This is a genomic window from Streptomyces sp. NPDC101132, from assembly GCF_044759225.1.
In the GTDB taxonomy this organism is placed as follows: Bacteria; Actinomycetota; Actinomycetes; order Streptomycetales; family Streptomycetaceae; genus Streptomyces.
In genome coordinates this window covers 332,196-355,235 of record NZ_JBIVYX010000010.1, presented here as the reverse complement: position 1 = coordinate 355,235, position 23,040 = coordinate 332,196, and the positions used below count along the sequence as shown (strand labels likewise).

The following is a 23,040-nucleotide window of genomic DNA, read 5'->3' as shown; positions in this document are numbered from 1 at the left end:
GGTACTGCAGGGGGGACCCTGTGGGAGAGTAGGACGCCGCCGAACAATCATTGTGGGAAAGCCCCGCACCTTCTGGTGCGGGGCTTTTCTGCGTTTCCGGGCCGGTCAGCCGCACCGGAGGGCCGCCAGGAAGTCCAGGCGGGTTTCCAGGCGGGACAGGTCGCGACCCGTCGGCGTTCGATGCGGGCGATGCGGTGCCGCAAGGCGAAGACGCCCACGTTGCCGTGCAGGAGGTCGAGCAGCCGGCGGGCCAGGTCGTTCAGGGCGGCCTTCGCCTGGTCGTGCGCGCACCGCGCATCGGCTATCAGTTCCCTGACGCGGGCGAGGAGCAGGGTCAGCCCGAGTCCCTCGGTCTTCAGCAGGACGTCGGCAAGGCGCTCAACCTGCTGTCGGTCGTGGGGCAGATCCAGGGCGGCACCGTGCAGGGCCCGTGCTCGCGGCGATCCGGGCGGCGACCGGTCTGGAGCTGAACAGGACGCCGGTCCGGCCCGAGCACCTGATGGGTCTCTGACCGTTCCGGAGTGTTGCCGACCGCTCCGGAGGCTTTCCGGCCGTACCCCGAGGGGGCTGGACGTTGCCGCGTCCGGCCCCCTCCTGTGGGGGCGGGGGTGTGGCTCAGAGGCCCGTCACCGCGGCGATCGTGAAGGGGCCGGGAGTGCCGGGGGCGCCGAGGGGGCCGCCCTTGTCGAACTGGGAGCGGACCACGAGGGTGCGGCCCCGGGTGTGGACCAGGGTGGTGGGGATCTCCAGCGAGGGGTCGGTGAAGGTGCGGACCAGGCGGGCGGCCGTGCCGTCGTGGTTCAGCTGCCAGCGGGTGAGGGTGTTGACCGTGTTGTGGGCCACCCGCAGCGTGCCGTGGCGCAGGTCGAGGCCGTCCGCGTGGGCCATGTCGGCGCCGGTCAGGGCCACCGCGCGGACCGTGCCGTCGCGCAGGCCGATGCGGTAGAGGTCGCCGCCGGTCATGTCGACGACGAGGAGGTACCGGCCGGCGGGGTCGGCGACGATGCCGTTGAGGGTGAAGGTCCCGGCGGGGTGGGGCTCCAGGGTGCCGGACAGGTCGTACCGCGGGGTGAGTTCGCCGGTGCCGCCGTGGGTGCGGGCGTAGGCGAAGTCGGCCGGGGTGACGCGGTAGACCACCTCGCGGACGCTGTCGGTGAGGTACGCCGTGCCGTCGGGGGCGAGGGCGACGTCGTTGACGAAGCGGGGCGCGGTGCCGGGGACGTCGAAGCGGGCGAGCAGCCGGCGGGTGCGTACGTCGTAGACCGCGACGCCCTTGGTCGAGTCGGTGACCCAGAGCCTGCCGAGCGGGTCCGCCTTGAGGCCGTTGGCGGTGCGGCGGCCGTCGGTGCCGGCGGGGAGGAAGACCTCCGCGGTGGGCCGGCCGGGTATCGCGCGGTAGACGGTGCCGTCCGCGTACGAGCCGGCGTACACCGCTCCCGTGTACGGGTCGGCGGCGATGCCCTCCGGGTAGACGGCCGCGCCGGGCAGGCCGTACGCCGTGGTGACGGTGGGGGCGGCGGGGGCCGTGCGGTGGTCCGCGGGCCGGGCGAGGGCGGTCGTCGGGGTGAGCGCGGGCAGGGCGGTGGCGAGCAGCGCGGTGGTGGTGGCGGCCAGGGTGCGGAAGCGCATGGGGGCCTCTCGGTTCTTTCGCTCTTCTTGTTCTTCTTTTCGGATCGGTGCGAATGTAGATTAGAACTCTAATGATCGTCAATGGTCTTATCGTCATGCGGGGGTGTCGCGTGCGCACGGCCGTTACGATGCGGAGATGACCTCCATGCCCGCCGCCGAGCGCCTCGGATTCCACGTCAAGCGGGCCGAGCAGGCCCTCCAGGCGGCCAAGCACGCCACGCTCAAGCCGGCAGGAGTAACGGTTCCGCAGTACGCCGCCCTGCTCTCGCTCGACGAGAACCCGGGCATCTCGGCGGCCGCCCTGGCCCGCGTCTGCGGGGTCACGCCGCCCACGATGAACACCGTGCTGAAGAACCTCCAGGAGCGCGGGCTCATCGAGCGCACGCCGCACGAGTGGCACCGCAACGTGCTGGAGACCCGGCTCACCGGGGCGGGCGCGGCCGTGCTGGCGGAGGCCGACGCGGCGGCGATCCGCGTGGAGCGGGCGCTGGCCGGGGAGTTCACGGAGGCGGAGCGGGCGGCGCTGACGGAGATGCTGGGGCGGTGCGCCGCGGTACTGGACGGGGTGCGGCCGGAGTAGGGGCAGGGCCGCGGGGGGCCGCGGGGCCTGGCGGGCGGCGGTCCGGGGCCGGTGGACCTGGCGGCGGTCCGGGGCGGTGGGGCCGGCAGGGGGCCGGTGTGGTGGGTGCTGGGGCCTTCGTCACCTTCTGCAACCCGTGTGGCGTTTTGCTCATCAGGCTGGGTGGGACATCTCGTCCCTTCTCGTCCGTTCTGTCCTGAGGAGCCAAGGTCCGTGCAGCAGTACCCCGGTGGTGGAGGCCCGTCCGATCCGTACCCAGCGCGGGCGGCCGGAGGGCGCCGTGACCGCAGGCGCCGCCGGAACCGGCGCACCGCCTGGGTGGCCGGCGTCGTCGCCGCCGCGCTGGTCGCGGGCGGCGGCGTGCTCGCGTACCGGCTCGACGCCTTCTCCGACAACGGCGAGCCGATGTCCTTCAACCAGCAGAACGCCGCCGACGAGACGGCCGTCGGCGACGGCACCGCCCGCCGCCCCGCCGGACCCGAGGTGTCCCTGCCCACCGGCCCGGAGGCGCGTTTCGTGCGCGCCAACCGGCTGCCCGACGGCACCGAGATCGGCAGGACCACCCTGCACGGCGGCAAGTCGGGCTTCACCGGCGACGTGTGGGTGTGGACGCCGAAGGAGTACAAGGACCCGCGGTACGCCAGGAGCGGCTTCCCCGTGCTCATCGCCCTGCCCGGCGGCCACGGGTACCCCACCAACTACTGGATGGGCACCGACCTGGGCCTCCAGGAGGCCGTGGCCGACGGGGTGGAGGCGGGGACGAGCCTGCCGTTCATCGTGGTCATGCCGGTGATCAACCCGGACCGGAAGTTCTACTACGACGGCTCCGACATACCCGGCCACCCGAAGATGGGCACCTGGATGGCCGAGGACGTCCCGGACTTCGTCAGGGCCAACTTCCGCACCTTCGTCTCGCGTGACGGCTGGGCCTTCATGGGCTCGTCCTCGGGCGGTTACGTCGGACTCAAGCAGGTCATGGCGCACCCCGAGCGGTTCAAGGCGGTGATCGCCAGCGGGCCCGAGACCGCGCCCGACTCGCCGCTCTGGAAAGGGCACGAGAAGGAGAAGCGGGAGAACGACCCGGAGGTGCTGGCCCAGCGGATCATCGACCGCCGGGGGCCGGACGTCTACGTCAACTTCCAGATCGGCACCCAGGAGACCGGCAAGGAGAAGCTCGACCGGTTCGTGCGGAACTGGGGGAGGGGGCCGGTCCACACCACGGTGCGGGTGATCCAGGGCGGCGCCCACAACGGCAAGGACTACGTGCGCGGCATGCGGGAGGGGTCGCTGGAGTGGATCAGCAAGGTCCTCCAGGCCCCGGTCCCCGACCCGGCCGCGTCCGCCGAGGGGTGACCGGGGCGGGGTGACCGGGGCGGGCTGAACAGGGGGCGGGCCGCACCGGGACCGGCTGAACGGGGGGCGGGCCGCACCGCCTCCGCTACGAGGTGCCCGTCCGCCCGCGCCGCTCCGTGCTGACGATCGCCACCACGCCGGCCACCACGATGGCGCCGCCGACCACGATGGGCCAGGTCAGGGCCTCGCCCAGGATCAGCGCGCCGAGCAGCACGGCCACCACCGGGTTGACGTACGCGTACGTCGAGACGAGCGAGAGCGGCGCCGACTGGAGCAGCCAGGCGTACGCGGAGAAGGCGACCAGCGAGCCGAAGACGATCAGGTACCCGAAGGCGACCCAGGACCGGGTGGACACCTCGGCGAAGGAGAACCCGTGCTGCTCGCCCCGTACGAACGCCACGGCCAGCGAGGCGACACCGCCGCCCAGCATCTCGTACGCGCTGGCCGTGAACGGGTTCTTCGGCATCGGCAGCCGCGCCGAGGAGAAGGTGCCGAGCGACCACATCACGGTGCCGATCAGGATCAGCACCACGCCCCACAGCTTGATCTCGCCGCTCAGTCCCGGGAGGGTCAGCACCGCCAGCCCGCCCATGCCGACGGCGACCCCCGTCAGGGTCCGCGCGGGCGGTCGGTCGCCGGTCGCGGCCCGGAAGACCGCCACCCACATCGGCACCGCGGCCACCAGCAGCGCCGCGAGTCCCGAGGGCACCGCGGTCTCGGCGAGGACCACCAGGCCGTTGCCGCCGAGGAGCAGCAGCAGGCCGACCAGCAGCGCGGAGCGCAGCTGCCGCCCGGTGACGCGGAGGGCGCCGGGGCCGAAGCGCCAGGCGATCAGGCCGGTCATCAGCAGGCCGGCCACGAGGAACCGGCCGCCCGAGGAGAGGAAGGGCGGCACGGTCTCGACGACCACGCGGATACCGAGGTACGTCGAGCCCCAGACCACGTAGACGATCAGCAGGGCGCCCCAGACGGCCCCGCCGGTGTGCCGTGCGGGGGAGGCCGTGGCGAGGGCGGCGGGGCTGTCCTTTGTTGTGCGCATGACGCGGAATCCTAGGGACCGGGTGGGCCGGAGTCGAGATTTTTGCCCGCTATCGGGCAGGGATGGCCGGGTTCGAGCCCCCGTCGAGGGCGGATCGCCCGTCCCGCCAACCCCACGAGCCTCAGGCGTCGCCGCGCAGCAGGGCGTTCAGGTCGCCGTACTCGAGGCCGTCCGCCACCGCCCCGTACGTACCCGAGGCCAGAAGCTCGGCGGCCGCACGCCGGGCCACGGCGTACGCGGCCTCGGCGACGGACGAGCCCAGGCTGACCCGCGCCACGCCGAGCGCGCCCAGCTCGGACACGCTCGGCGCGCCCGGGCCGACGAGCACGTTCAGCGGGGCCGGAATGCCCTTGGCCAGCTCGGCGACGACGGCCGGATCGGTGGTGCCGGGCACGAAGATCCCGCTGGCGCCGGCGGCGAGGTAGGCCTCGGCGCGGCGGAGGGTCTCGTCGAGGCGGGCCGGGCCGGGCTCGCCGAGGCCGAACAGGTACGTGTCGACGCGGGCGTTGACGTACAGCTCCGGACCGGCCGCGGCGCGGGCGGCGGCGAGGCGTTCGGCCTGGTCGGCGGGGTCGCGCGGGCCGTCCTCGATGTTGATGCCGGCCGCGCCCGCCCGCACGACGGCGGCGACCGTCTCGGCGACGCCGTCGGGATCGGCCCCGAAGCCGCCCTCGATGTCCGCGCTGACCGGTACGCCGACGGCCGCGACGACCCGCCGGACCAGGTCCACGGCACGCTCCCGGCCCAGTACGTCGCCGTCGGGCGACCCGAGGCTCCAGGCGACGCCCGCGCTGGTGGTCGCCACGGCGGGCGCGCCGGCGGCCTCGACGATGCGGGCGCTCGCCACGTCCCAGGCATTGGCGAGGCGGAGCGGGGCGGCGGGGTCGTGCAGGGCGGCGAAGGCCTGTGCGGCCGAGGTGGTGGTCATGCGTCCGAGTCCATCAGGTGAGGGGGCCGGGCGCTGGCGGTTTTCCGACGGATAGGTGGGGGCCCTGGGGTGGTGGCGCGGTGCCGGGGGAGCGGTGGTGCGGTGCCTGGGGAGTGGTGAGGTGTCTCCGGCCTTGTCCGGCGGTTCCCTCAGGACTTCAGCAGCTTCAGGTCGAAGCCCCGGCCCATCGCGCGGTAGCCCGCGTCGCCCGGGTGCAGGTGGTCGCCGGAGTCGTACTCGGCGCGCAGCCGGTCCGGGGCCTCGGGGTCGCGCAGGATCCGGTCGAAGTCCACCACCGCGTCGAAGACCTCACCGGCCCTGATCCGTGCGTTCACCGCGCGGCGAACCGATTCGCCCTCCGCCGAGTAGCTCTTGTGCCCGCCGTACGGGGTGAGCGTCGCCCCCACCACCAGCAGCCCGCGGGCGCGCGCCCGTTCGGTCAGCTCGCGCAGGCCGGCCACGATCTTCTCGGGTTCGGCGGGGCGGGCGGTGCGGCCGATGTCGTTGATGCCGAGCTCGATCACCACGACCCGCACCCCCGCGCGGGACAGCACGTCGCGGTCGAAGCGGTCGAGACCGCTCGGGCCGACCCCCTCGCGCAGCAGGCGGTTGCCGCTGATGCCGGCGTTGAGCACGCTCAGGCGGGGCGTCGCGGTACCGCCCTTCCCCGCCCCGCCTCCGGTTCCGCCGCCCGTTCCGGGGCCCGTCCCGGTCGTGATGTCGGTGCCGGTGTCCGCGGTGGACTGCTCGTCGGCCCCGCCCTTGCGGAGCCGGTCGGCCAGTACGTCCGTCCAGCGCCGGTTCTCGTCCACCGAGGACATCGCGCCGTCCGTGATCGAGTCGCCGAAGGCCACGATCGCCCCGGCCGTCCGGTCCGTCCGCACGTCCACCGCGACCAGGTGCCGCCAGGCGGTGGTCCGGGCGTCGTACGGGTCGCCCGACTCGTCGTGCGTACGGTCGCCGTCCGCCGCGTACGAGGTCTGCCGCGAGCCGGGGTGGTACGTGACCGGGCCGCCCGGCTCCGCCGACTCCGGTGCGTACGTGCTGACCAGCAGGTCCGTGTCCGCCGGGACGCGCAGGCCGACGGCGTCGCTGGTGACCTCGTCGCCGGGCGGGACGGTGACCGTGGCCGCGCCGCCGAAGGTCAGCGGCGCCAGCGAGCCCCGCTCCGCGGCTGGGGTGGTGGCCCCGGCCGCGAGCGCGACGGTGGCGCTGGCGATGCGCAGGGGCTGTTCGCCGTACAGGTTCGAGAGGGTGATGCGGACCTGGTCGCCGCCGATGCCGGCGCGCACCACGTTGCGGAAGGTGCGGCCGGAGTGGCCGCGCAGGTACGTGTCCGGCTCGGGGCCGACGGGCGCGGCCGACCAGGTGCCGACCCAGTGGGGGGCGAGCGCGCCGCCCCGGTCCACCGGGCCCGCGGTCCGGCCGGAGTTGCGGCCGGCGCCCCGCGGGTCGTCGCCGTCGGCGCCCCACACGCCGGAGAGCACCGCCGTGAAGATCCCCGCCACTCCGAGGACGACCAGCGCCACCAGGGCGCCGAGCAGGCTCCGGCGCTGCCGGGAATTGAAGCGGCCTGGGCTCGGGGCGGTCATGCGCGGGGCTCTCCTCCGGTGGCGGGTGCGGGGGTGCGGTACGCCGGAATGGGCGATTCCGGGAACTCGTGGCGCGTCCCGGGAGTCGGTCAAGTAGGCGACAGTGGCACTGCGACCAGATGCTATGCGTACGAACCACGACGGTACGGGAGCGGGCCGCAGCGCCATCAGGGGGGCGGGGGAAGGCAGGAGAACGGTGGAAGGCACGGGTACGCCGGCACGTGGGGCGCGGCACGAGGCGGAGCGCGGGGCAGGCGGGCCGCCGCGGGGCGGGCGCGCGGTCTTCGCGTACAGCGCCGCGGACGAGGAGAAGCGGCGCGGCGTGCGCCGGATGAAGGCGACGGCCACCGGGCTGCTGCTGCTGGTCGCGGTCGTCTACGCCCTCGCGAAGTGGGCCCAGAACTCCGGCGCGGGCTCCTGGGCCGGTTACGTGGCTGCCGCGGCCGAGGCGGGCATGGTCGGCGCGCTGGCCGACTGGTTCGCGGTCACCGCCCTCTTCCGGCGGCCGCTGGGCCTGCCCATCCCGCACACCGCGATCATCCCGACGAAGAAGGACCAGCTGGGCGTGTCGCTCGGCGAGTTCGTCGGCGAGAACTTCCTCTCCTCGGACGTCGTACGGGCCCGGCTGCACGCCCTCGGGATCGGCGGCCGCCTCGGCGCGTGGCTGGCCGAGCCGCAGCACGCGGACCGCGTCACGGCGGAACTGGCCACGGCGCTGCGCGGCGCGCTGACGGTGCTGCGGGACTCGGACGTCCAGGCGGTGGTGGGCGAGGCGATCACGCGGCGCGCCGAGAGCGCGGAGATCGCGCCGGCGGTCGGCAAGACCCTGGAACGCGTCGTGACCGACGGCGGTCACCGGCGGGTCGTGGACCTGGTGTGCGTGAAGGCGCACGACTGGCTGGTCACGCACGCGGATTCGGTGATGGACGCGGTGCAGGGCGGCGCGCCCGGCTGGACCCCGCGGTTCGTCGACAAGAAGGTGGGCGAGCGGGTCTACAAGGAACTGCTGCGCTTCGTCACCGAGATGCGGGACATGCCGGAGCACCCGGCGCGCGGGGCGGTGGACCGCTTCCTGGCCGACTTCGCGGCGGACCTCCAGTCGGACACCGAGACGCGGGAGCGCGTCGAGCGGCTGAAGACGGAGCTGATCGGGCGCGGCGAGGTGCAGGACGTGATCGCCTCCGCGTGGTCCGCGGTCCGCTCGATGATCATCTCGGCGGCGGAGGACGAGCGCAGCGAGCTGCGGCTGCGGGTGCGGTCCTCGCTGATGTCGCTGGGCGCGCGGCTGGCCACCGACGGCCGGCTGCAGGCGAAGGTGGAGGGCTGGACGGAGGGGGCGGTGGTGTACGTGGTGACCAACTACCGCGCCGAGATCACGTCCCTCATCACGGACACGGTGGCGGGCTGGGACGCCGAGCACACCTCCCGCAAGATCGAGGCCCACATCGGCCGCGACCTGCAGTTCATCCGCATCAACGGCACGGTGGTGGGCGCGCTGGCGGGTCTGCTGATCTACACGGTGTCGCGGGCGGTGGGGGCGTAGGGGGTGGAGCGGGACGGCGGGGGCGGCTGTTCTGGCTGTTCTGTGGCGGCTCACCGCCGTTGCCCCCGGCCTGCCCCGCCCTGCCTCGCCTCCGCCGCCCCCGCCCCCGCTTGGCCCGCCCTGCCTCGCCTCCGCCGCCCCCGCCCCCGCTCGGCCCGTGAGGCCGTCAGCCGGTCAGAGCTCTTCCGGCTTCTCGCAGGACCAGTCCTCGTCCCCCGACGGCAGCCGGTCGGAGACCAGCCAGGCCGCCGTGGAGACGACGCCGGCGGCGGCCAGTACGGCGGGCCAGGCGCCGATCTTCTTCGCGAGCGGGTGCGAGCCGGCGAAGCCGGCCACGTACAGTCCGCCCAGCGCGGCGGCGGCCGGGACGCCCGCGTACCGCTGCCACTCGCGCGCCGCCACCGCTCCGGCGGCGGCCAGTACCGCGCCGCCCAGCGGCCGCCTCCGCGTCCACCGTGCGACGGCGTAGCCGCCGACCAGCCCGCCGGCGGTCACCGCTGCCGTGGGAATCCGCGCCATGGTCCATCCCCTCCCTGGGATCAGGTTCCTCGGACGCATTCGGAACATCCGAGGCTTTCGAGGCTAACGCGGACGCCGTGCCGCCCGGAGGCCGCCGGCCAGACCGAGGACGAGGACCGCGCCGCCGAGCACGGAGTCCGGCACCGCGTCCTGGACCGTCGGCGGCAGCAGGGACATCAGTCCGAGCACGAGCAGGAACGCCACGGCGCAGCCGCCCACGCCGAGCAGGAGTCTGGTCAACAGGCCTTGGGACATGGGTGCTCCGGCTCGTCGTACGTACGAATGTCGGTCTGACACCCACTCAACGCGCGGGCGACGACTGCGATACGGGGTGCGGCGCGGGCGGGACGGCGCTACGCCGGCCGGCCGGGACGAGGTCCGGAAACGGCCAGCTCGGGACCGCCGTACAGAAGTCGGATTTGCCCCGCACCCTCCGGATCCGCGGACCTGGCCCCCGGGGAACCGCCCCGGCGTAGATTCGCTCTCCGAGAGGGGGGAGAAACGCCCCAAGCCGCCCAACCGGCGCTTACCGCGCAGGGAGTACACACGTGATCTGTTACGGACCGGCCGTCCTCGACCTCTCGGACGAACTGGTCGACGCGTACGCCGAGGTCTTCTCCGCCCCGCCGTGGAACGAGGATGAAGAAACCATTCGCCAGTTCGGCGGCCGACTCCAGGCCGACGTGCGCCGCGCCGGCTTCCGCACCGCGCTGGCGCAGTCGGCGGCGGGCGTCGACGGTTTCGCGACCGCGTGGCTCACCCGGGCGCCGTTCCCGGGCGGCCGCGCGTACGGGAGCGTCGCGGCGCAGCTGGGCGCGGACCGGGTGACGGAGCTGCTGGTCGGGGCCCTGGAGATAGACGAACTCGCGGTGCGCCCGTACGCCCGCGGGCACGGCACCGGCCGGGCGCTGCTGGCCGAGATCACGGCGGACGCGCCGGACGGCCGGGCCTGGCTGCTGACCGCGCGCAAGGCCGCGGACACGGTGGCGACGTACCGGCGCCTGGGCTGGCACGAGGTGCCCCCGCTCCCCGGTACGGCGAACGGCGTCCTGGTCTTCCTCGCCCCGGACCACCCCGGAGCCCGGCCCCAGGCATGACCCCCGCCCGGCACGGGGCATACCGCGGGCATGATCACCCACAACACGCACCCCGAGCCGGCGCCCCCCGGGGCAACACCGGACCACCCGGACACCCGCACGGCCACCTCCGGTACCTCCGCGCCCGAACGCACCAGGGCACGCGGCCCGGCACCGGGGCCGGGCCGCACCCGAGGACCGGCCCCCGGCAACGGAACCCGACGGGCAACGGCACCGGGACGAGCGCGGTCAGCGCCCCCCGCCGGAGCCCCGGAGCCGGAGCCGGCACCGGCCCACGGGATGGCGGCACCCTCCCGAGGGCGGGCGGTGGACCGGGTACCCCTCGAAGGGACGGACGTGGACCGGGCACCCACCCGAGGGGCGGCGGTGGCCCCGGTGCAGGCCGTCGGCGGGCCGTCCACCTCCGTGCCGGCCACCGGCGGAGAACTGTGCCCCGCGCAGGCCGCCGGCGGGGCAGGGGTCTCCGCGTCGGCCCTCACTGGGGCATCCTCGCCCGCACCAGCCGGCGGCGGGGTGTTCGCCCCCGCACCAGCCACGGCACGGGGCCCGCACCCCGTGGCGCGCCGGCAGCTCAATCTCGCCACGACCCAGCAGCTGCGGCGGGCCGGTGTCGCCGGGGGCACGATCAGCCGCCGTACTCGCCCGGGAGGGCCCTGGCAGCGGCCGCTGCCCCGCGTATGCCTGCTCCAGACCGGACCGCCCGACCCGCGCCAGCGGGCCCTCGCGGCGGTGCTGTACGCGGCCCCGGCCGACGCCGAGCCCCTCTCCGGTGCCGCCGCGGCCCTCACCGGCGGTGCGGCACTCGCGCTGCTCGGCATCCGCGACGCCCCCGCGACCCCGGTGGACGTCCTGATCCGCGCCCCGCGCACGCTCCGGGCGACCGGGTACGTACGCCCGATGCCCACCACCCGCTGGCCGGTCACGATGACCGTGGACGGCATCCCCGTCACCCGGCCGGTCCGTGCGGCGGCGGACTACGCCCTGCGCGCCACCGACCCCGACCAGGTCCGCTCCGTACTGGCCAACACCGTCCAGTCCGGCTGGGTCCACCCGCACGACCTGCACGCCGAGCTACGCGCCGCCCGCGCCCTGAACCGCCCCGCCACCCGCGCCGCGGCCACGGAACTGCTGGCCGGCGTCCGTTCGATCGCCGAGGGAAGGGCACGCGACGCCCTCGCCGCCTCCGACCTCCCGCCCCCGCTCTGGAACGCCCGCCTCTACACCCCGGACGGCACCTTCCTGGCCACCCCGGACGCGTACTGGCCGGACGAGGGCGTCGCGCTGGAGGTCGACTCGGCGGAGTACCACTACACCCGCGACTCGTGGCACGCCACGCTCCTGCGCCGCCTCCGCCTCGAATCCCACGGCGTCCTGGTGGCCAGCGCGACCCCCTCGATGCTCCGCGACGCCCCCGCCCTCGTCGTCGATGCCCTCCGCACCCTCCTCACCCTCACCACCACCCGCCCCACCCCCCTCACCATCCACGCCCGAGGCCACACCCAACTCCAGCTGCCGCTTTTGTCTCCGTGACGGGACGACGCTGCCGAACCGGGTCCTCGATCTCAGCCTCCGGAGATCACGACGGCCCGGTGTCGTCTTCTGGCTTATGTCGGAGCCGGTTCACGGTGAGCACGATCTCGTTGGCGCTTGTCTCCGGTGCTTCGTGCTCCCAGAAGCGGAGCACGGTCCACCCCGCTTCCTCGAGCTGCCGGTCGGTATCGCGGTCCCGGGCTATGTTCCGGGCCACCTTGTCCGACCAGTAGCCCGGGTTGGTCTTCGGTGCCACGTAGTGTTCCGGGCAGCCGTGCCAGTAGCAGCCGTCGATGAAGACTGCGACCTTCGTCGGCCTGAAGACCATGTCAGCCGTGCGGCGGAAATCCGGCAGGGGTTTGGCTGAGACTCGGTAGCGGAGCCCTTGCGCGTGCACGAGTCGGCGCACCAGCTGCTCGGGCTTGGTATCACGGCTCCGGATGGCCTGCATGTTCCGGCGCCGGGCCGCAGATGAGGCCCAGGAACCGGCAGGGGCAACCCAGTCTTCCTGTGGCATGAAGAAGCATCCTTCCGGATCGGACCTTGGTGGATCCGCGTGACCCAAGCGCCCAATTCCTCTTGTCAGGTGCTAGTGCACCTCGGCTAGTGCAGGCGCGGCCGCCACTGGCTCTGTCGGGCTCCCGACCAGGATGTCCTCGGCGAAAAGGAACGCATCACTTGAGGACCCCTGGACCTGGCGCCCTCCCTCAATCTCGTAGCCAGCGAGCAGCTCGTCCCTTTGCGCAGGTCGTAGAACGGCGGCAATCGCCCGGCCCACGGCCTCGGCGACAGGAGGCGGAAAGGCGTTGCCGACCTGGCGGTACTGGGCGGTCTTGCCGCCGCTGAACTTCCAGTCCCTGAAGCCCTGGACGCTTGCTGCCTGTTGAACGGTGAGCATGGGGCCCGCGGGCCGGAACAGGTCCCGCTCCGGGACACAGTCCTTCGGGTCATTGGCGACGCCGTTGGCATCAATGCCGAGGGCCTCCCACGCTCGCTTGGCGCGCGTCGGGCCCAAGTCTGCTCCACCGTGCTTCCGGGACCCGCCGACAAGTGTTGGCGCCACCGTTATTCCACGTTTGGCTGCCTTCTGTGATTCTGTCAGCCACTTGTTGTAGACATCCTCGCCGGTCGGATCCCCGGCCTCGGCCGGCATGCCGTACTTGTTTTTTTTCCAGTACTCCTTGCAGCGAGTGAGCATGGACTCCTTGAGTGTCTCGAACAGGTCCTTGCCTGGCTGTGCGTCTCTGACCGGCCATGCAAAGCTTTCCGCGCCAGGTACGTCTTTGTGGATGACCACCAGAATGGCGCGCGGGCGTAGCTGCGGAACCCCGAATTCGGGCGCGTCCAGGCGGCGCCAAACGCGTCGCATCGCAAGGTCTTGCTGCTGAGGAGAGTCCGTCTTCCGGATCTCGGGGATGACGTAACCATACTCGCGGAGCTTCTCGAGGATTTCTCGACGGTATTCAATGAATACCTCGGGAGGCTCCAGGATTCCGCGGACATTCTCGATCATGATGGCGCGCGGGCGCAGGGATGCGACGATCTCCAGCATCGCCGGAAAAAGGTCGCGTTCGTCATTGGGTCCGAGCTGATTTCCTGCCAGCGAGAACGGTGGGCAAGGGACTCCTCCGGCGAGCAGGTCGATGGTGTCTCCACTGTCTTTGATGGCTTTGAACTCTGGAGAAGAGAGGAAATCCCTGACGTCTGCCGAAGCAAGCGATCCGATCTTGTCCTCGTTCCAGCCGGCCCAAGACCCGATGTTCAGCTTCAGAGTCTCTACCGCGTGGGAGTCCCACTCGACTAGGGCGCGGTGATCGAAGCCTGCCTCGTGGAGTCCGGAAGCTTGCCCGCCGGCGCCAGCGCAGATCTCAACGGAGAGAAGCGGTGTTTCGAACGTCGGGCGAGTCCGCCGGGCGGTCATCGGGTTCTCCTCATGTGCGGCACGGGCAGTCTGGCAGACTACGCCAGGTGCCATCCTCACATGAAGTTTCTGATGGGGTTGTGGGGGTGCGGCATGGGTCCGGCACCCATCGCCCGTCCGCCGCCGCGGATGCCAGAACAGCCCGGCGATGCCCTCAGAGTGAGCCCCGGAGCAATCGCGGGCTCCTCCGCCATGGTCGCAGGCTGCTGGACCCGGGTGGTCAGGGATTCTTCCCACGGGCTCCAGCTTTCGTGCGAACTGAAGCACTTAGCCGATCGCGCCAGGGCCTGCGAGCACCGGGACCGGAGTCTCCGTTTCGGCGGGCCCTGGTGGTGGTGCAGTCCAGGCTCTGCAGGTCCCGGTCGGCCGCGAAGTTGTGGACCGCGCGCGCGATCGCGGCGGCACACCTGGTGAAGACTGATCCTCTCGCTGAGAGGTTGCATGTCTCGAGTTCAAGGCCTGGCAGTCCGAGTCCTCTTGGGAATGTCGAATTTGCTCCTCTTGGTCCGAACTGCCGGCACAAACGAGATCGGAAGCAATTCGGGCGGGGGTTGCTAAGCAGTGGTCAAGCTGAGGATGAATGCAGTCACAGGCGCAGTCCGGTGCGCCAGGGTGACGTGTCGCCATCCGGGACTGGCAACCATCTGAGATGGCGGCCGCCCGTGATGGCCCGTGCTGTCCGGCGGATGACGCAGAACATCGGCGCACCCAGGAGCTGCAGGCCGGTGAACCCGTTACTCCTTCTTTCTCTCCGTCGCTGACGGCCACCTTGGTCCTGCCCCCAGCCAAGCCCGCAATGGCTCCTGCTGGAGGTCCCGCTGTCCCAGGACTGCTACCCCCTGCTACCCGCTTGGCAAGGCAATGAACCAACCGCCGGAGCAAGGGGGAGGTACGTCTGGCTTAGCCGGACCGCCCGAAAGCACTGGGTGCGGCTTTTCGCGCTATGGGGCGCCGTGGCAGGTGGTGTAGGGGCGGGTTGAGGCGCACCAGCAGGGGGAGCTCGGGGCGGGGGGCCAGGGGGTGGCCTTGCCCCGGGCTGCCAGGGTGGTGGCGTATTCGGCCAGGAGGGACGGGGAGGACGGGGAGGTCTTCTCGGAGGCCGCGAAGGCTTCGTACGAGGGGACGCTGCCCGTGACGATGCCGAGGTTCGGGGTGCCCGAGGAGGCCAGGTCGCGGAGGGAGGCCTCGATCTGGGTCAGGTGCGCCTCGTGGGACGGGTATTCCGCCTGGAGGGCCGGGTACGAGGTGAGGAGCTCGGTCAGTTCCGCCGCCGGCCAGTGCAGCACGGCCACCGGGAACGGGCGGGAGAGGGCCGCGCGGCGGTCGCCGAGCTCCGCCCGCAGCCGGGCGATCTCCGCGCGCAGCTCGGCCGGGTCGTTGGAGCCCAGGGCCCAGATGCGCTTGGGGTCGTGGAGCTCGTCCAGCGGGATCGGGCCGGTGTGGCGGGTGTCGGCGACCATGTCCCAGTCGTCGTGCGGGAGGCCGAGGAGGCGCCGTACCCGGTGGCGCCCGGTGAGCAGGGCGGCGGACGCCGTCGAGAGGGGCTCGTCCTCGCTGATCAGGAGGGTGGCCGCCTCGGTGAACGCGGCGTGCGACTCCGCGAGCTCGTCGTGGGCCTCCAGGGCTTCGGCGATGACCTCCCACGGCGCGGGGTCCTGGGGGGCGGCCGCGCGGATGCCGGCGATCAGCGCGCGGGCCTCCGCCTCGTGGCCGTACTCCCACAGGTTGGCGGCCTGGAGTGCCTTGATCAGGTGCGGGTTCGCGGGGGTGGCGGCGAGGAGGCGGTCGTACAGGGCGCTCGCCCGCTCGCGTTCGTCGGCGAGTTCGAGATGGGCCGCGGCCTGGAGGATGAGCGGCTCCTGGTCCTCGGGGTAGCGGGAGGCCGTGCGCAGCAGGCGATCGGCTTCGGCGACGTGCTCGTCAGGCGTATCGGGGCGCATGGTCAACACCGTACTGCGGCAGGCCGTTCTGCCGCTGGTCAGTTGGCGCGGGAGGTTCTAGGGTGCGGCCCGGCGGAAGGGGGAGCCGGTGCGGGAGCGGGTTCCGGTCGTCGTACAGGGGCGGCGTACGCGGTACGTGACGCTGCGCGGCCCCCGTGGATCCTTCGGGTGGGGTGGGTCGGGCGGGGCGGGCGGGTCCGGCGGCGGGTCCTGGTGGTCCGGGCCGCGGTGGTCCTCGCTCCGGCGTGCGGGGGCAGGCCGGCTGCTGTGGGCCGGGGCCGAACTGGCCGTCACCTGCGGGCTGGTGCTGCTGTTGCTGGTGGTGCACCAGCTGTGGTGGACCAACCGGGAGGCGCTGGCCGAGGCCCGGAGCCAGGTACGGGCCCTGGAGAGCAGCTGGGCCGCCGGGCCCGCCGAGTCGCCCGGCGGAGCGGTGCCGGTGGAGCCGGGCGGTGCCGAGCCGGTCGTGGAGCCGGGGGCCCCGCCTCCGGCCCGGGCGCAGGTGCCGGGCGGCGGGGGGCGGGGGCGTGTCGAACCGCCGCGCGGGGAGGAGCCGTACGCCGTGCTGCGCATCCCGCGCCTCGGGGTGGTGGCGCCGGTCGCGCAGGGCGTCGGCAGGCGGGCGGTGCTGGACCGGGGATACGTCGGGCACTACGCCGGCACGGCCCGGCCGGGGCAGCCGGGCAACTTCGCGCTGGCCGGGCACCGCAACACCCATGGGGAGCCGTTCCGTTACGTCAACCGGCTGCGGGCCGGCGACCTGCTGGTCGTCGACGTGCGCGGCCGGCGGTACACGTACGTGGTCGACAAGCGGCTCGACCAGACCTCGGCGCGGGACGGCGGGGTGATCGCTCCCGTGCCGCGCAGCCTGGTCCGGCCCTCCTACGGCTACTCCGCGCCCGGCTCGTACATCACGCTGACCACCTGCACGCCGGAGTTCACCTCGAAGTACCGGCTGGTGGTGTGGGGGGTGCTGAGGTCCTCGGTGGCGCGGTAGGTGTGCCTTCTCCGGCTTCTTGGTTCCCGGTTTTCCGGTTTCCTCGGATTCGGGGGTCCTCCGGCTTCTCGGGTCCGCTGTTCTCCGGGTTCTCGATTTCGTCGGCGGGGGCGGGCAACCGGATCGGCGGTTCTGCGGTCTTGGAGGGTGACGGGGTCGGACGAGGCCGGCAGGGGAGGGGACATGAGGGCACGCGGCGGTGAGCGCGGAGCGTTGTTCGGGCTCCTCGGTCTGTTCGGGCTCGGCGGTCTGCTGGGGCTCCTGGGGGCGTTCGCGGGAGACGGCTCGCTCGGCACCGCCGTCGCACTGGCCGCCACGGCCGCCGTCGCCACCGCCATGACCTGTGCGGTCCTGGCCGCGGGTGTCGTCCTCACCGTGCCGCCCACCCGAATACGCACCGCGATACGGGACAGGGAGCAGCGCACGGCCTTCCTGCCGCAGCGCGATCCCGACGCGGCCGGCCGCTCCCGGCCCAGGGCCCCGGGCCGTCCTGCCCTGACGGCTGCGTAGGGGCGCGTTCACAGACCTGAACCGGGAGAAGGGGTTCCGCTTCCTTTCCCGTCGGGTCCCGGGATCTTGATCCGGATTCGTCGTCCGGAATCCCCATCCCTTCCTTCTCCAGCACCGCGCCCCCGTGGCTCGTCGCGCCGACATCCCATGCCGGAACGCAGGACGAGACCCTTCGGAGGGCCCGTATGTCCGTCTTCTCGACCCTTGTCACCTCTCTCGCCGGGTTGCTCGACCCGGTCTTCGCGACCGCCGCCACCGCCGCGGCGATCGTGGTCTTCACCCTGCTCGTGCGGGTGGCGCTGTACCCGCTCAACCGCTCGGCCTTCCGGTCGCAGCAGGCCCGGGCGGCACTGGCGCCGCAGGTGGCCGAGCTCCGGCGCCGCCACCCGGCGCCGAAGGACGCCGACCGGCTGCGCAAGGCGGTGCTCGCGCTGCACACGGAGGCGAAGGTGTCCCCGTTCGCGGGGCTGCTGCCGATCTTCGTGCAGCTGCCGGTCTTCTTCGTGATGTACCGGGTCTTCTCCTCCGACCGGATCGGGGGAGAGGTGAACGCGCTGCTGGACCACCGGCTGTTCGCGGCGCCGCTCGGCTCGCGGTGGGCGGACGCGCTGGGGGAGGGCGGCCTGATCGGGGCGCAGGGCCTGGTCTTCCTGGGGCTTTTCGCCGCCATCGCCGCCGTGGCCACGTGGACGGTGCTGCGGGCCCGGCGGACCGGCGGACTCGCCGCGGCCGTGCCGGAGCTGGGCCTCGGCGGCGGGTCCGGGAAGCGGGGCGGCGGCCCGGCCGGGACCGGTGAGGGGACTGGTGCGGGTGCTGGTGGCCGGGCCGGTTCCAAGGGCGGTGGCCGGGCCGGTGCCGGTGCCGGGGCGGCGGCCGGCTCTGCCGGGGCGGGGGAACTGCCCGGGGGTGAGGCCCTGCGGAAGGCCGCGCGGTGGATGCCGCTGCTGGCCTTCGGGACCGTGGTCACCGCGGCCGTGGTGCCGCTGGCCGCAGGGCTCTACCTGCTCACCACCACCGCCTGGACGGCGGCGGAGCGCGCCTGGCTCCAGTGGCGCTGGGAGGCGGCGGCCCGTACCACCGGGACGGAGTCGCGTTCCAGTCTGTGAACGGGGTCTTGCGGATTGGGCTGACTTCTTGGAGGATCAGCCAATCCTCCGATGGCCGCAACCCATCGTCCGGCCCGGGGCATGTCCACGGGTCGACCACCCACGACCACGGGAGAATGCCCATGAAGCTGCTGCGAGTCGGCCCGGTGGGGGCTGAGCGCCCCGCGCTGCTGGACCAGGACGGGACCCTCCGGGACCTGTCCGGCCTCGTCACGGACATCGACGGAGCCCTGCTCTCCGACGACTCCGTGCTGTCCCGGGTCCGGGAAGCGGCCGCCGCGGGCGAGCTCCCGGCCCTCGACGCGGAGGGGCTGCGCACCGGCGCCCCCGTGGGCCGCATCGGCAAGATCGTGGGCATCGGGCTGAACTACCACGACCACGCGGAGGAGATCGGCGCCGCGATACCCGAGGAGCCGATCATGTTCCTCAAGGCGCCGGACACCGTGGTCGGCCCGGACGACACCGTGCTCGTACCGCGCGGCAGCGTCAAAACGGACTGGGAGGCCGAGCTGGGCGTCGTCATCGGCAGCACCGCCCGCTACCTCGACTCCGCCGAGGAGGCGCTGGCGCACGTCGGCGGTTACGTCCTGGCCCACGACATCTCGGAGCGCGAGTTCCAGATCGAGCGCGGGGGCACCTGGGACAAGGGCAAGAACTGCGAGACGTTCACGCCCCTCGGCCCCTGGCTGGTCACGGCCGACGAGGTCGGCGACCCGCAGAACCTGGGCGTCCGCCTCTGGGTCAACGGCGAGCAGAAGCAGGACGGCACCACGGCCAACCAGATCTTCCCGGTGGGCGAGGTGGTCCGGTACCTCAGCCAGTTCATGACCCTGCACCCCGGCGACGTCATCGTCACCGGCACCCCGGCGGGCGTGGCGATGGGCCAGCCCGAGCCGAAGCCGTACCTGCGGGCCGGCGACGTGGTGGAGCTGGAGATCGACGGCCTGGGGCGTCAGCGGCAGGAGCTCAAGAACGCCTGAGCGGGGTTGCCGGGCTGGTCGGACGGCCGGACGGCCGAACGGCTGGACGGCCGAACGGCTGGAGGACGATCGGTGCCGGGATACCCGCATGTCGGGACGCCGGAGGCCGGGACGGTCGATGCCGGAAGCCCGGAAGCCCGGAAGCCCGATGCCGAGACGCCCGGGGCCGGGATGCCCCGGAAGCCGGGGCCGGCGGCCCCGCGGCCGGTCGGCGCCCGGCTTCCCGCCGGCGGGTCAGAGGGCGACCGTGACGCCCTCGGCCGCCGAGCGGCGCGCGGCCTCCAGTACGTCGAGCGCCGCGGCGGCCTCGTGTGCGGTGACCGGGTTCGGCCCGGCGCCCCGCAGGGCTGCCGCGACGGCCGCGTAGTACGCCGGGTAGTCGCCGGGCTCCGTCGGTACGGGCGTGCCGCCGCCGGTCAGCGGAGACTCGCCCGACCCCAGCCGGCCCCACAGGCCCTCGGCCTCCACGCCCCAGGGCACGCCGGCGGCCGGGCGCTTGCCCTCCCGCAGCGCCGCCTCCTGCGGGTCGAGGCCGTACTTCACGTATCCCGCACCCGCCCCGAGCACCCGGAAGCGGGGTCCGAGCTGCGCCGTGGTCGCGCTCACGTAGAGGTGTGAGCGGACACCGGACGCGTGGGTGAGCGCGATGAAGGTGTCGTCGTCGGTCTCGGCGCCGGGGCGGCGTACGTCGGCCTCGGCGTAGACCCGTACCGCGGGGCCGAAGAGCACCAGGGCCTGGTCCACCACGTGGCTGCCCAGGTCGTAGAGCAGCCCGCCGATCTCCTCGGGCGCGCCGGACTCGCGCCAGCCGCCCTTGAGCTGCGGACGCCAGCGCTCGAAGCGCGACTCGAACCGCTGCACCTCGCCCAGCTCGCCGCGCTCCAGCAGGCCGCGGAGGGTGAGGAAGTCGTTGTCCCAGCGGCGGTTCTGGAACACGGACAGCAGCAGCCCGCGCTCGTCGGCGAGGGCTGCCAGCTCCCGCGCCTCCGCCGCGGTCCCGGCGACCGGCTTGTCGACGACGACGGGGAGCCCGGCCCGGAGCGCGGCCGTGGCCAGCGGGACGTGGGTCTTGTTGGGGGAGGCGATGACGACCAGGTCGAGGGCACCGGGGTCGTCGAACAGCGCTTCGGGGGTCTCGGCGATCCGCACGCCGGGGAACTCGGCGCGGGCCTGCGCCTGGCGCTCCGGATTGCCGGTGACGACGGTGTCGAGGACCAGCCCGTCCGTGGCGGCGACGAGCGGGGCGTGGAAGACGGAACCGGCCAGGCCGTAGCCGATGACGGCGACGCGGAGGGGGGTGGGCGTTGTCGTGGACGTCATGGATCTACTTAAGCAACGCTGTTGCCAAAGTGCAAGGAGCGGCGACAATGGCCTGGTGAGTCAGGTGAGTCAGGTGATGCAGGGGAATCAGGGCGGGGCCGGTGAGGGGCGGGCGGGTGCCGGGGGTGCTGACCGTGGTAGCGGCGCCCGGCCGGGTGCCGGGCCGGGTGCCGGGCCGGGTGCCGGGCCGCACCGGGGTGCCGTCGTGCGGGCCGGCGTCAACCTGCCGGTCCTGCGCGGCCACAACGACGCGCTCGTCCTGGCACTGCTCCGCGAGGCGGGCGAGGCGGGGGTGGACCGGCTGGAGCTGGCCGCCCGTACGGGCCTCACCCCGCAGGCCGTCAGCAAGATCACCGCCAGGCTGCGGGAAGAGCGGCTGGTGGCCGGGGCCGGACGCCGGGAGCCGACCGGCGGCAAGCCCCGCACCCTGCTGCGGCTGGTGCCGGAGGCGGGCTGCGCGCTGGGGGTCCGGCTCGACCGTGACGAGTTCCGGGTGCTCCGCGTGGACCTCGCGGGGCGGGTGGCCGAGGAACGCGGCGGGCCGCTGGACTTCGGCGCGGGTGCGGCCGCGGTGGTGCCGGCCGTCGCGCGCGAGGTGGCCGCGCTGGCCACGGGCCCGGGGGTGCTCGGGGTGGGGGTCGCCGCGCCGGGACCGCTGGACCACGGCACGGGCGTGCTGGGCCGGGTGACCGGGTTCCCCGAGTGGGAGGGCGTCGATCTGCGGGCCGCCCTCGCGAGGGCGCTCGGCCCGGAGCTCCCGGTGGTGCTGGACAAGGACACGAACGCGGGCGCGCTGGGTGCGGGCGGTGCGGGGGGCGGGGGTGCGGGTTCCTTCGCGTACCTGCACGTGGGTACGGGCCTGGGCGCCGGCCTCGTGCTGGACGGCACCCTGCACCGCGGGCCGCGCACGGGCGCGGGGGAGTTCGGCCACCAGGTCCTGCTGCTGGACGGGCCCGAGTGCGGGTGCGGGGCGCGGGGGTGCGCCGAGGTGCTGTGCCTGGACGCGGTGGCGCGGGGGGACCTGCCGGGGGCCGCGGCGGTGCTGGGTGCGGCGGCGGCCAATCTGGTGGCCCTGCTCGACGTGGACCGGGTGCTGCTGGGGGGCCGGGTGGTGGCGGGGGCGCCGGACGTCTTCGCGCGGGGGGTTGCGGAGGTGCTGCGGGAACGGGCGCTGGGTGCGTACGAGGTACCGGTCGCGGTGGCGGCCGGGGACGCGGTGGCGCTGGGCGCGGCGGAACTGGTGCTGGGGAGGGTGTTCGGGGTGGGGGTTTAAGGGAGCGGCCCGCACCACCCAGCGCCCCGCGCTTCCGACCACCCCGCGCCCCGCGCCTCTCACCCCCCAGCCCCCGGCCGGGCACCGCCAGCGGCGCCACGGCCCCGCTGGCCCATCCGGGGGTAATTGCTCCGTACCGGCAGCGGGGTGGCGTGTGGGGGTGCGGGGATGGGTGCGGGGCGTGGCAGGGTGCCGGGTAGGACCGGGTGATTGTCACCTGGTCAGACCATCGTCCGGCGATCAGCGAAGGTGCCCATGCGAACGCGGAACGCCCTGGTCCTGTCCGCCGCCCTCGCCGTGACCGCCATGGCCCCCGCCGCGTGCGCCGCCGCGGTGCCGGCCCTCACGTCCCCGGCCCTGGTGGCGGTGCGGCTCGCCGCCGCCCCCGGGCTGGTGCCGGACGCCCCCTCCGCGCCGGCGGTGCCCCGGCCGGCTCCCGCGGTCGATGCTCCCGTCGGTGCCCCGCGCGACGTCGGGACGGGTGGTGGGGCCAAGCCCGCCCCCGCGCTGCCCTCGCGGATCCAGCCCAAGTGCGGGGACGGCAAGAGTGCCGAGTTCCCCATCGGGGCCCGGATCCGCGGCGGCCCCTCGGTGTACCGCAGCGGCGGCGGCGCGCAGACCTGGTACCTCGACCTGACCAACACCACCCGCACGACCTGTGAGGCCGTGCACCCGGTGGTGGTGTTCACCGACCGCGCCCGTGCGCTGAAGGCCCGGCACCTGCTGATGGACTTCACCGACCGGGGCACCGGCCGCGTCCACGCGGTGACGCTGGAGCAGAGCGACGAGGACGAGGTCATCGCCGTCTTCGACGGCGGCGGCGACGGGTTCCCGGGCTTCACCCTCCCGCCCGGCGGCAGCGTCACCGTCACCGTGCACCTCGGCTTCACCGAGGACGCCCCGCCCGGAGAGGTCGTCGCGGACGCCGCCCTCGTGCAGCGGAAGGCCGACGACGGCGACTGGGTGGGGGAGAGCGGCGGCTACCGCTTCACCGTGGAGGGGCCGGAGGAGCACGTGGAGTCCGGGGCCGCGGGCTCCCTCGCCAGCACCGGACCCGGTACGGGCGGGCGGGACGCCGCGCTCGCCGGTGCCGCCGCCGTGCTCGCCGCGTCCGGCACCGGGCTCCTGGTCGCGGCCCGCCGGCTGCGCCGCCGCTGAGCGGGCCGGGTCCTCCCGCCCCACC

General features: G+C 73.7%; 22 protein-coding genes. 12 read left to right on the top strand and 10 right to left on the bottom strand.

What is annotated here, in order from left to right; translation table 11 throughout:
• Positions 1–224 precede the first annotated feature (224 nt).
• Positions 225–470, top strand: a complete 246-nt coding sequence (locus ACIQUR_RS24445; protein ID WP_403667925.1) for a hypothetical protein — start codon at positions 225–227, stop codon at positions 468–470.
• A gap of 145 nt (positions 471–615) precedes the next feature.
• Here ACIQUR_RS24445 and ACIQUR_RS24440 read toward each other — a convergent pair whose 3' ends face one another.
• Complete coding sequence (locus ACIQUR_RS24440; protein WP_403667922.1) at positions 616–1,629, bottom strand: SMP-30/gluconolactonase/LRE family protein; 1,014 nt, start codon at positions 1,627–1,629, stop codon at positions 616–618.
• A gap of 136 nt (positions 1,630–1,765) precedes the next feature.
• Here ACIQUR_RS24440 and ACIQUR_RS24435 point away from each other — a divergent pair, with 136 nt between their 5' ends.
• Positions 1,766–2,209 carry a MarR family winged helix-turn-helix transcriptional regulator gene (locus tag ACIQUR_RS24435; RefSeq protein ID WP_403667919.1) on the top strand — a complete coding sequence of 148 codons (444 nt, stop codon included), beginning with the start codon at positions 1,766–1,768 and terminating at the stop codon, positions 2,207–2,209.
• A gap of 213 nt (positions 2,210–2,422) precedes the next feature.
• Positions 2,423–3,562: an alpha/beta hydrolase gene (locus ACIQUR_RS24430; RefSeq protein ID WP_403667916.1), complete on the top strand. Its 1,140-nt coding sequence runs from the start codon at positions 2,423–2,425 to the stop codon at positions 3,560–3,562.
• 85 nt (positions 3,563–3,647) lie between these two features.
• Here the strand turns inward: ACIQUR_RS24430 and ACIQUR_RS24425 are convergent, their stop codons facing one another.
• The 3 genes from ACIQUR_RS24425 to ACIQUR_RS24415 all read right to left on the bottom strand — a co-directional run bounded on the left by ACIQUR_RS24425 (position 3,648) and on the right by ACIQUR_RS24415 (position 7,121).
• The gene (locus ACIQUR_RS24425) at positions 3,648–4,601 is read right to left on the bottom strand and encodes an EamA family transporter (protein ID WP_403667913.1); all 954 of its coding nucleotides are present in this window, start codon (positions 4,599–4,601) and stop codon (positions 3,648–3,650) included.
• Positions 4,602–4,722: 121 nt separating this feature from the next.
• Positions 4,723–5,529: an isocitrate lyase/phosphoenolpyruvate mutase family protein gene (locus ACIQUR_RS24420; RefSeq protein ID WP_403667910.1), complete on the bottom strand. Its 807-nt coding sequence runs from the start codon at positions 5,527–5,529 to the stop codon at positions 4,723–4,725.
• A 149-nt stretch (positions 5,530–5,678) separates the two neighbouring features.
• The gene (locus ACIQUR_RS24415; protein ID WP_403667907.1) at positions 5,679–7,121 is read right to left on the bottom strand and encodes a GDSL-type esterase/lipase family protein; all 1,443 of its coding nucleotides are present in this window, start codon (positions 7,119–7,121) and stop codon (positions 5,679–5,681) included.
• Between the two features lie 124 nt (positions 7,122–7,245).
• Between ACIQUR_RS24415 and ACIQUR_RS24410 the strand changes: the two genes are divergently transcribed.
• Positions 7,246–8,664: a DUF445 domain-containing protein gene (locus tag ACIQUR_RS24410; RefSeq protein ID WP_403667904.1), complete on the top strand. Its 1,419-nt coding sequence runs from the start codon at positions 7,246–7,248 to the stop codon at positions 8,662–8,664.
• 174 nt (positions 8,665–8,838) lie between these two features.
• On the opposite strand, the gene ACIQUR_RS24405 is transcribed toward ACIQUR_RS24410, so the two are convergent.
• Together ACIQUR_RS24405 and ACIQUR_RS24400 are read right to left on the bottom strand one after the other, a co-directional pair.
• Positions 8,839–9,183, bottom strand: coding sequence for a hypothetical protein (locus ACIQUR_RS24405; protein ID WP_403667901.1), 345 nt, complete (start codon positions 9,181–9,183; stop codon positions 8,839–8,841).
• A gap of 63 nt (positions 9,184–9,246) precedes the next feature.
• The gene (locus ACIQUR_RS24400; protein WP_403667899.1) at positions 9,247–9,423 is read right to left on the bottom strand and encodes a hypothetical protein; all 177 of its coding nucleotides are present in this window, start codon (positions 9,421–9,423) and stop codon (positions 9,247–9,249) included.
• A gap of 308 nt (positions 9,424–9,731) precedes the next feature.
• Here ACIQUR_RS24400 and ACIQUR_RS24395 point away from each other — a divergent pair, with 308 nt between their 5' ends.
• Positions 9,732–10,280 carry a GNAT family N-acetyltransferase gene (locus ACIQUR_RS24395; RefSeq protein ID WP_403667896.1) on the top strand — a complete coding sequence of 183 codons (549 nt, stop codon included), beginning with the start codon at positions 9,732–9,734 and terminating at the stop codon, positions 10,278–10,280.
• Positions 10,281–10,835: 555 nt separating this feature from the next.
• The gene (locus ACIQUR_RS24390) at positions 10,836–11,810 is read left to right on the top strand and encodes a hypothetical protein (RefSeq protein WP_403667893.1); all 975 of its coding nucleotides are present in this window, start codon (positions 10,836–10,838) and stop codon (positions 11,808–11,810) included.
• Between the two features lie 46 nt (positions 11,811–11,856).
• Here ACIQUR_RS24390 and ACIQUR_RS24385 read toward each other — a convergent pair whose 3' ends face one another.
• The 3 genes from ACIQUR_RS24385 to ACIQUR_RS24375 form a co-directional block, all read right to left on the bottom strand.
• Positions 11,857–12,327: a very short patch repair endonuclease gene (locus ACIQUR_RS24385; RefSeq protein WP_403667891.1), complete on the bottom strand. Its 471-nt coding sequence runs from the start codon at positions 12,325–12,327 to the stop codon at positions 11,857–11,859.
• A gap of 72 nt (positions 12,328–12,399) precedes the next feature.
• Positions 12,400–13,731 carry a DNA cytosine methyltransferase gene (locus tag ACIQUR_RS24380; RefSeq protein WP_403667888.1) on the bottom strand — a complete coding sequence of 444 codons (1,332 nt, stop codon included), beginning with the start codon at positions 13,729–13,731 and terminating at the stop codon, positions 12,400–12,402.
• A gap of 941 nt (positions 13,732–14,672) precedes the next feature.
• A complete protein-coding gene (locus ACIQUR_RS24375) occupies positions 14,673–15,671 on the bottom strand; it encodes a tetratricopeptide repeat protein (RefSeq protein ID WP_403667885.1) in 999 nt (332 codons plus the stop codon).
• Between the two features lie 262 nt (positions 15,672–15,933).
• On the opposite strand from ACIQUR_RS24375, the gene ACIQUR_RS24370 reads away from it, so the two are divergent.
• From ACIQUR_RS24370 to ACIQUR_RS24355, 4 genes are all read left to right on the top strand, one after another.
• Positions 15,934–16,668: a class E sortase gene (locus ACIQUR_RS24370; protein WP_403667965.1), complete on the top strand. Its 735-nt coding sequence runs from the start codon at positions 15,934–15,936 to the stop codon at positions 16,666–16,668.
• A gap of 183 nt (positions 16,669–16,851) precedes the next feature.
• Positions 16,852–17,178 carry a DUF6412 domain-containing protein gene (locus ACIQUR_RS24365; RefSeq protein ID WP_403667882.1) on the top strand — a complete coding sequence of 109 codons (327 nt, stop codon included), beginning with the start codon at positions 16,852–16,854 and terminating at the stop codon, positions 17,176–17,178.
• Between the two features lie 185 nt (positions 17,179–17,363).
• A complete protein-coding gene (locus tag ACIQUR_RS24360; protein WP_403667879.1) occupies positions 17,364–18,284 on the top strand; it encodes a YidC/Oxa1 family membrane protein insertase in 921 nt (306 codons plus the stop codon).
• A 122-nt stretch (positions 18,285–18,406) separates the two neighbouring features.
• Positions 18,407–19,264: a fumarylacetoacetate hydrolase family protein gene (locus ACIQUR_RS24355; protein ID WP_403667878.1), complete on the top strand. Its 858-nt coding sequence runs from the start codon at positions 18,407–18,409 to the stop codon at positions 19,262–19,264.
• Positions 19,265–19,498: 234 nt separating this feature from the next.
• On the opposite strand, the gene ACIQUR_RS24350 is transcribed toward ACIQUR_RS24355, so the two are convergent.
• Positions 19,499–20,584, bottom strand: coding sequence for a Gfo/Idh/MocA family oxidoreductase (locus ACIQUR_RS24350; protein ID WP_403667875.1), 1,086 nt, complete (start codon positions 20,582–20,584; stop codon positions 19,499–19,501).
• Between the two features lie 76 nt (positions 20,585–20,660).
• Between ACIQUR_RS24350 and ACIQUR_RS24345 the strand changes: the two genes are divergently transcribed.
• Positions 20,661–21,857, top strand: coding sequence for an ROK family protein (locus ACIQUR_RS24345; RefSeq protein WP_403667963.1), 1,197 nt, complete (start codon positions 20,661–20,663; stop codon positions 21,855–21,857).
• 255 nt (positions 21,858–22,112) lie between these two features.
• Positions 22,113–23,015, top strand: coding sequence for a hypothetical protein (locus ACIQUR_RS24340; RefSeq protein ID WP_403667872.1), 903 nt, complete (start codon positions 22,113–22,115; stop codon positions 23,013–23,015).
• Positions 23,016–23,040 lie beyond the last annotated feature (25 nt).

Coding starts and splice junctions, on each gene's coding strand:
- ACIQUR_RS24440 (WP_403667922.1), bottom strand. CDS start 1,629: ATGCGCTTCCGCACCCTGGCCGCCACCACCACCGCGCTGCTCGCCACC.
- ACIQUR_RS24435 (WP_403667919.1), top strand. CDS start 1,766: ATGACCTCCATGCCCGCCGCCGAGCGCCTCGGATTCCACGTCAAGCGG.
- ACIQUR_RS24425 (WP_403667913.1), bottom strand. CDS start 4,601: ATGCGCACAACAAAGGACAGCCCCGCCGCCCTCGCCACGGCCTCCCCC.
- ACIQUR_RS24420 (WP_403667910.1), bottom strand. CDS start 5,529: ATGACCACCACCTCGGCCGCACAGGCCTTCGCCGCCCTGCACGACCCC.
- ACIQUR_RS24415 (WP_403667907.1), bottom strand. CDS start 7,121: ATGACCGCCCCGAGCCCAGGCCGCTTCAATTCCCGGCAGCGCCGGAGC.
- ACIQUR_RS24410 (WP_403667904.1), top strand. CDS start 7,246: ATGCGTACGAACCACGACGGTACGGGAGCGGGCCGCAGCGCCATCAGG.
- ACIQUR_RS24405 (WP_403667901.1), bottom strand. CDS start 9,183: ATGGCGCGGATTCCCACGGCAGCGGTGACCGCCGGCGGGCTGGTCGGC.
- ACIQUR_RS24385 (WP_403667891.1), bottom strand. CDS start 12,327: ATGCCACAGGAAGACTGGGTTGCCCCTGCCGGTTCCTGGGCCTCATCT.
- ACIQUR_RS24380 (WP_403667888.1), bottom strand. CDS start 13,731: ATGACCGCCCGGCGGACTCGCCCGACGTTCGAAACACCGCTTCTCTCC.
- ACIQUR_RS24375 (WP_403667885.1), bottom strand. CDS start 15,671: ATGCGCCCCGATACGCCTGACGAGCACGTCGCCGAAGCCGATCGCCTG.
- ACIQUR_RS24365 (WP_403667882.1), top strand. CDS start 16,852: ATGAGGGCACGCGGCGGTGAGCGCGGAGCGTTGTTCGGGCTCCTCGGT.
- ACIQUR_RS24360 (WP_403667879.1), top strand. CDS start 17,364: ATGTCCGTCTTCTCGACCCTTGTCACCTCTCTCGCCGGGTTGCTCGAC.
- ACIQUR_RS24355 (WP_403667878.1), top strand. CDS start 18,407: ATGAAGCTGCTGCGAGTCGGCCCGGTGGGGGCTGAGCGCCCCGCGCTG.
- ACIQUR_RS24350 (WP_403667875.1), bottom strand. CDS start 20,584: ATGACGTCCACGACAACGCCCACCCCCCTCCGCGTCGCCGTCATCGGC.
- ACIQUR_RS24345 (WP_403667963.1), top strand. CDS start 20,661: ATGCAGGGGAATCAGGGCGGGGCCGGTGAGGGGCGGGCGGGTGCCGGG.
- ACIQUR_RS24340 (WP_403667872.1), top strand. CDS start 22,113: ATGCGAACGCGGAACGCCCTGGTCCTGTCCGCCGCCCTCGCCGTGACC.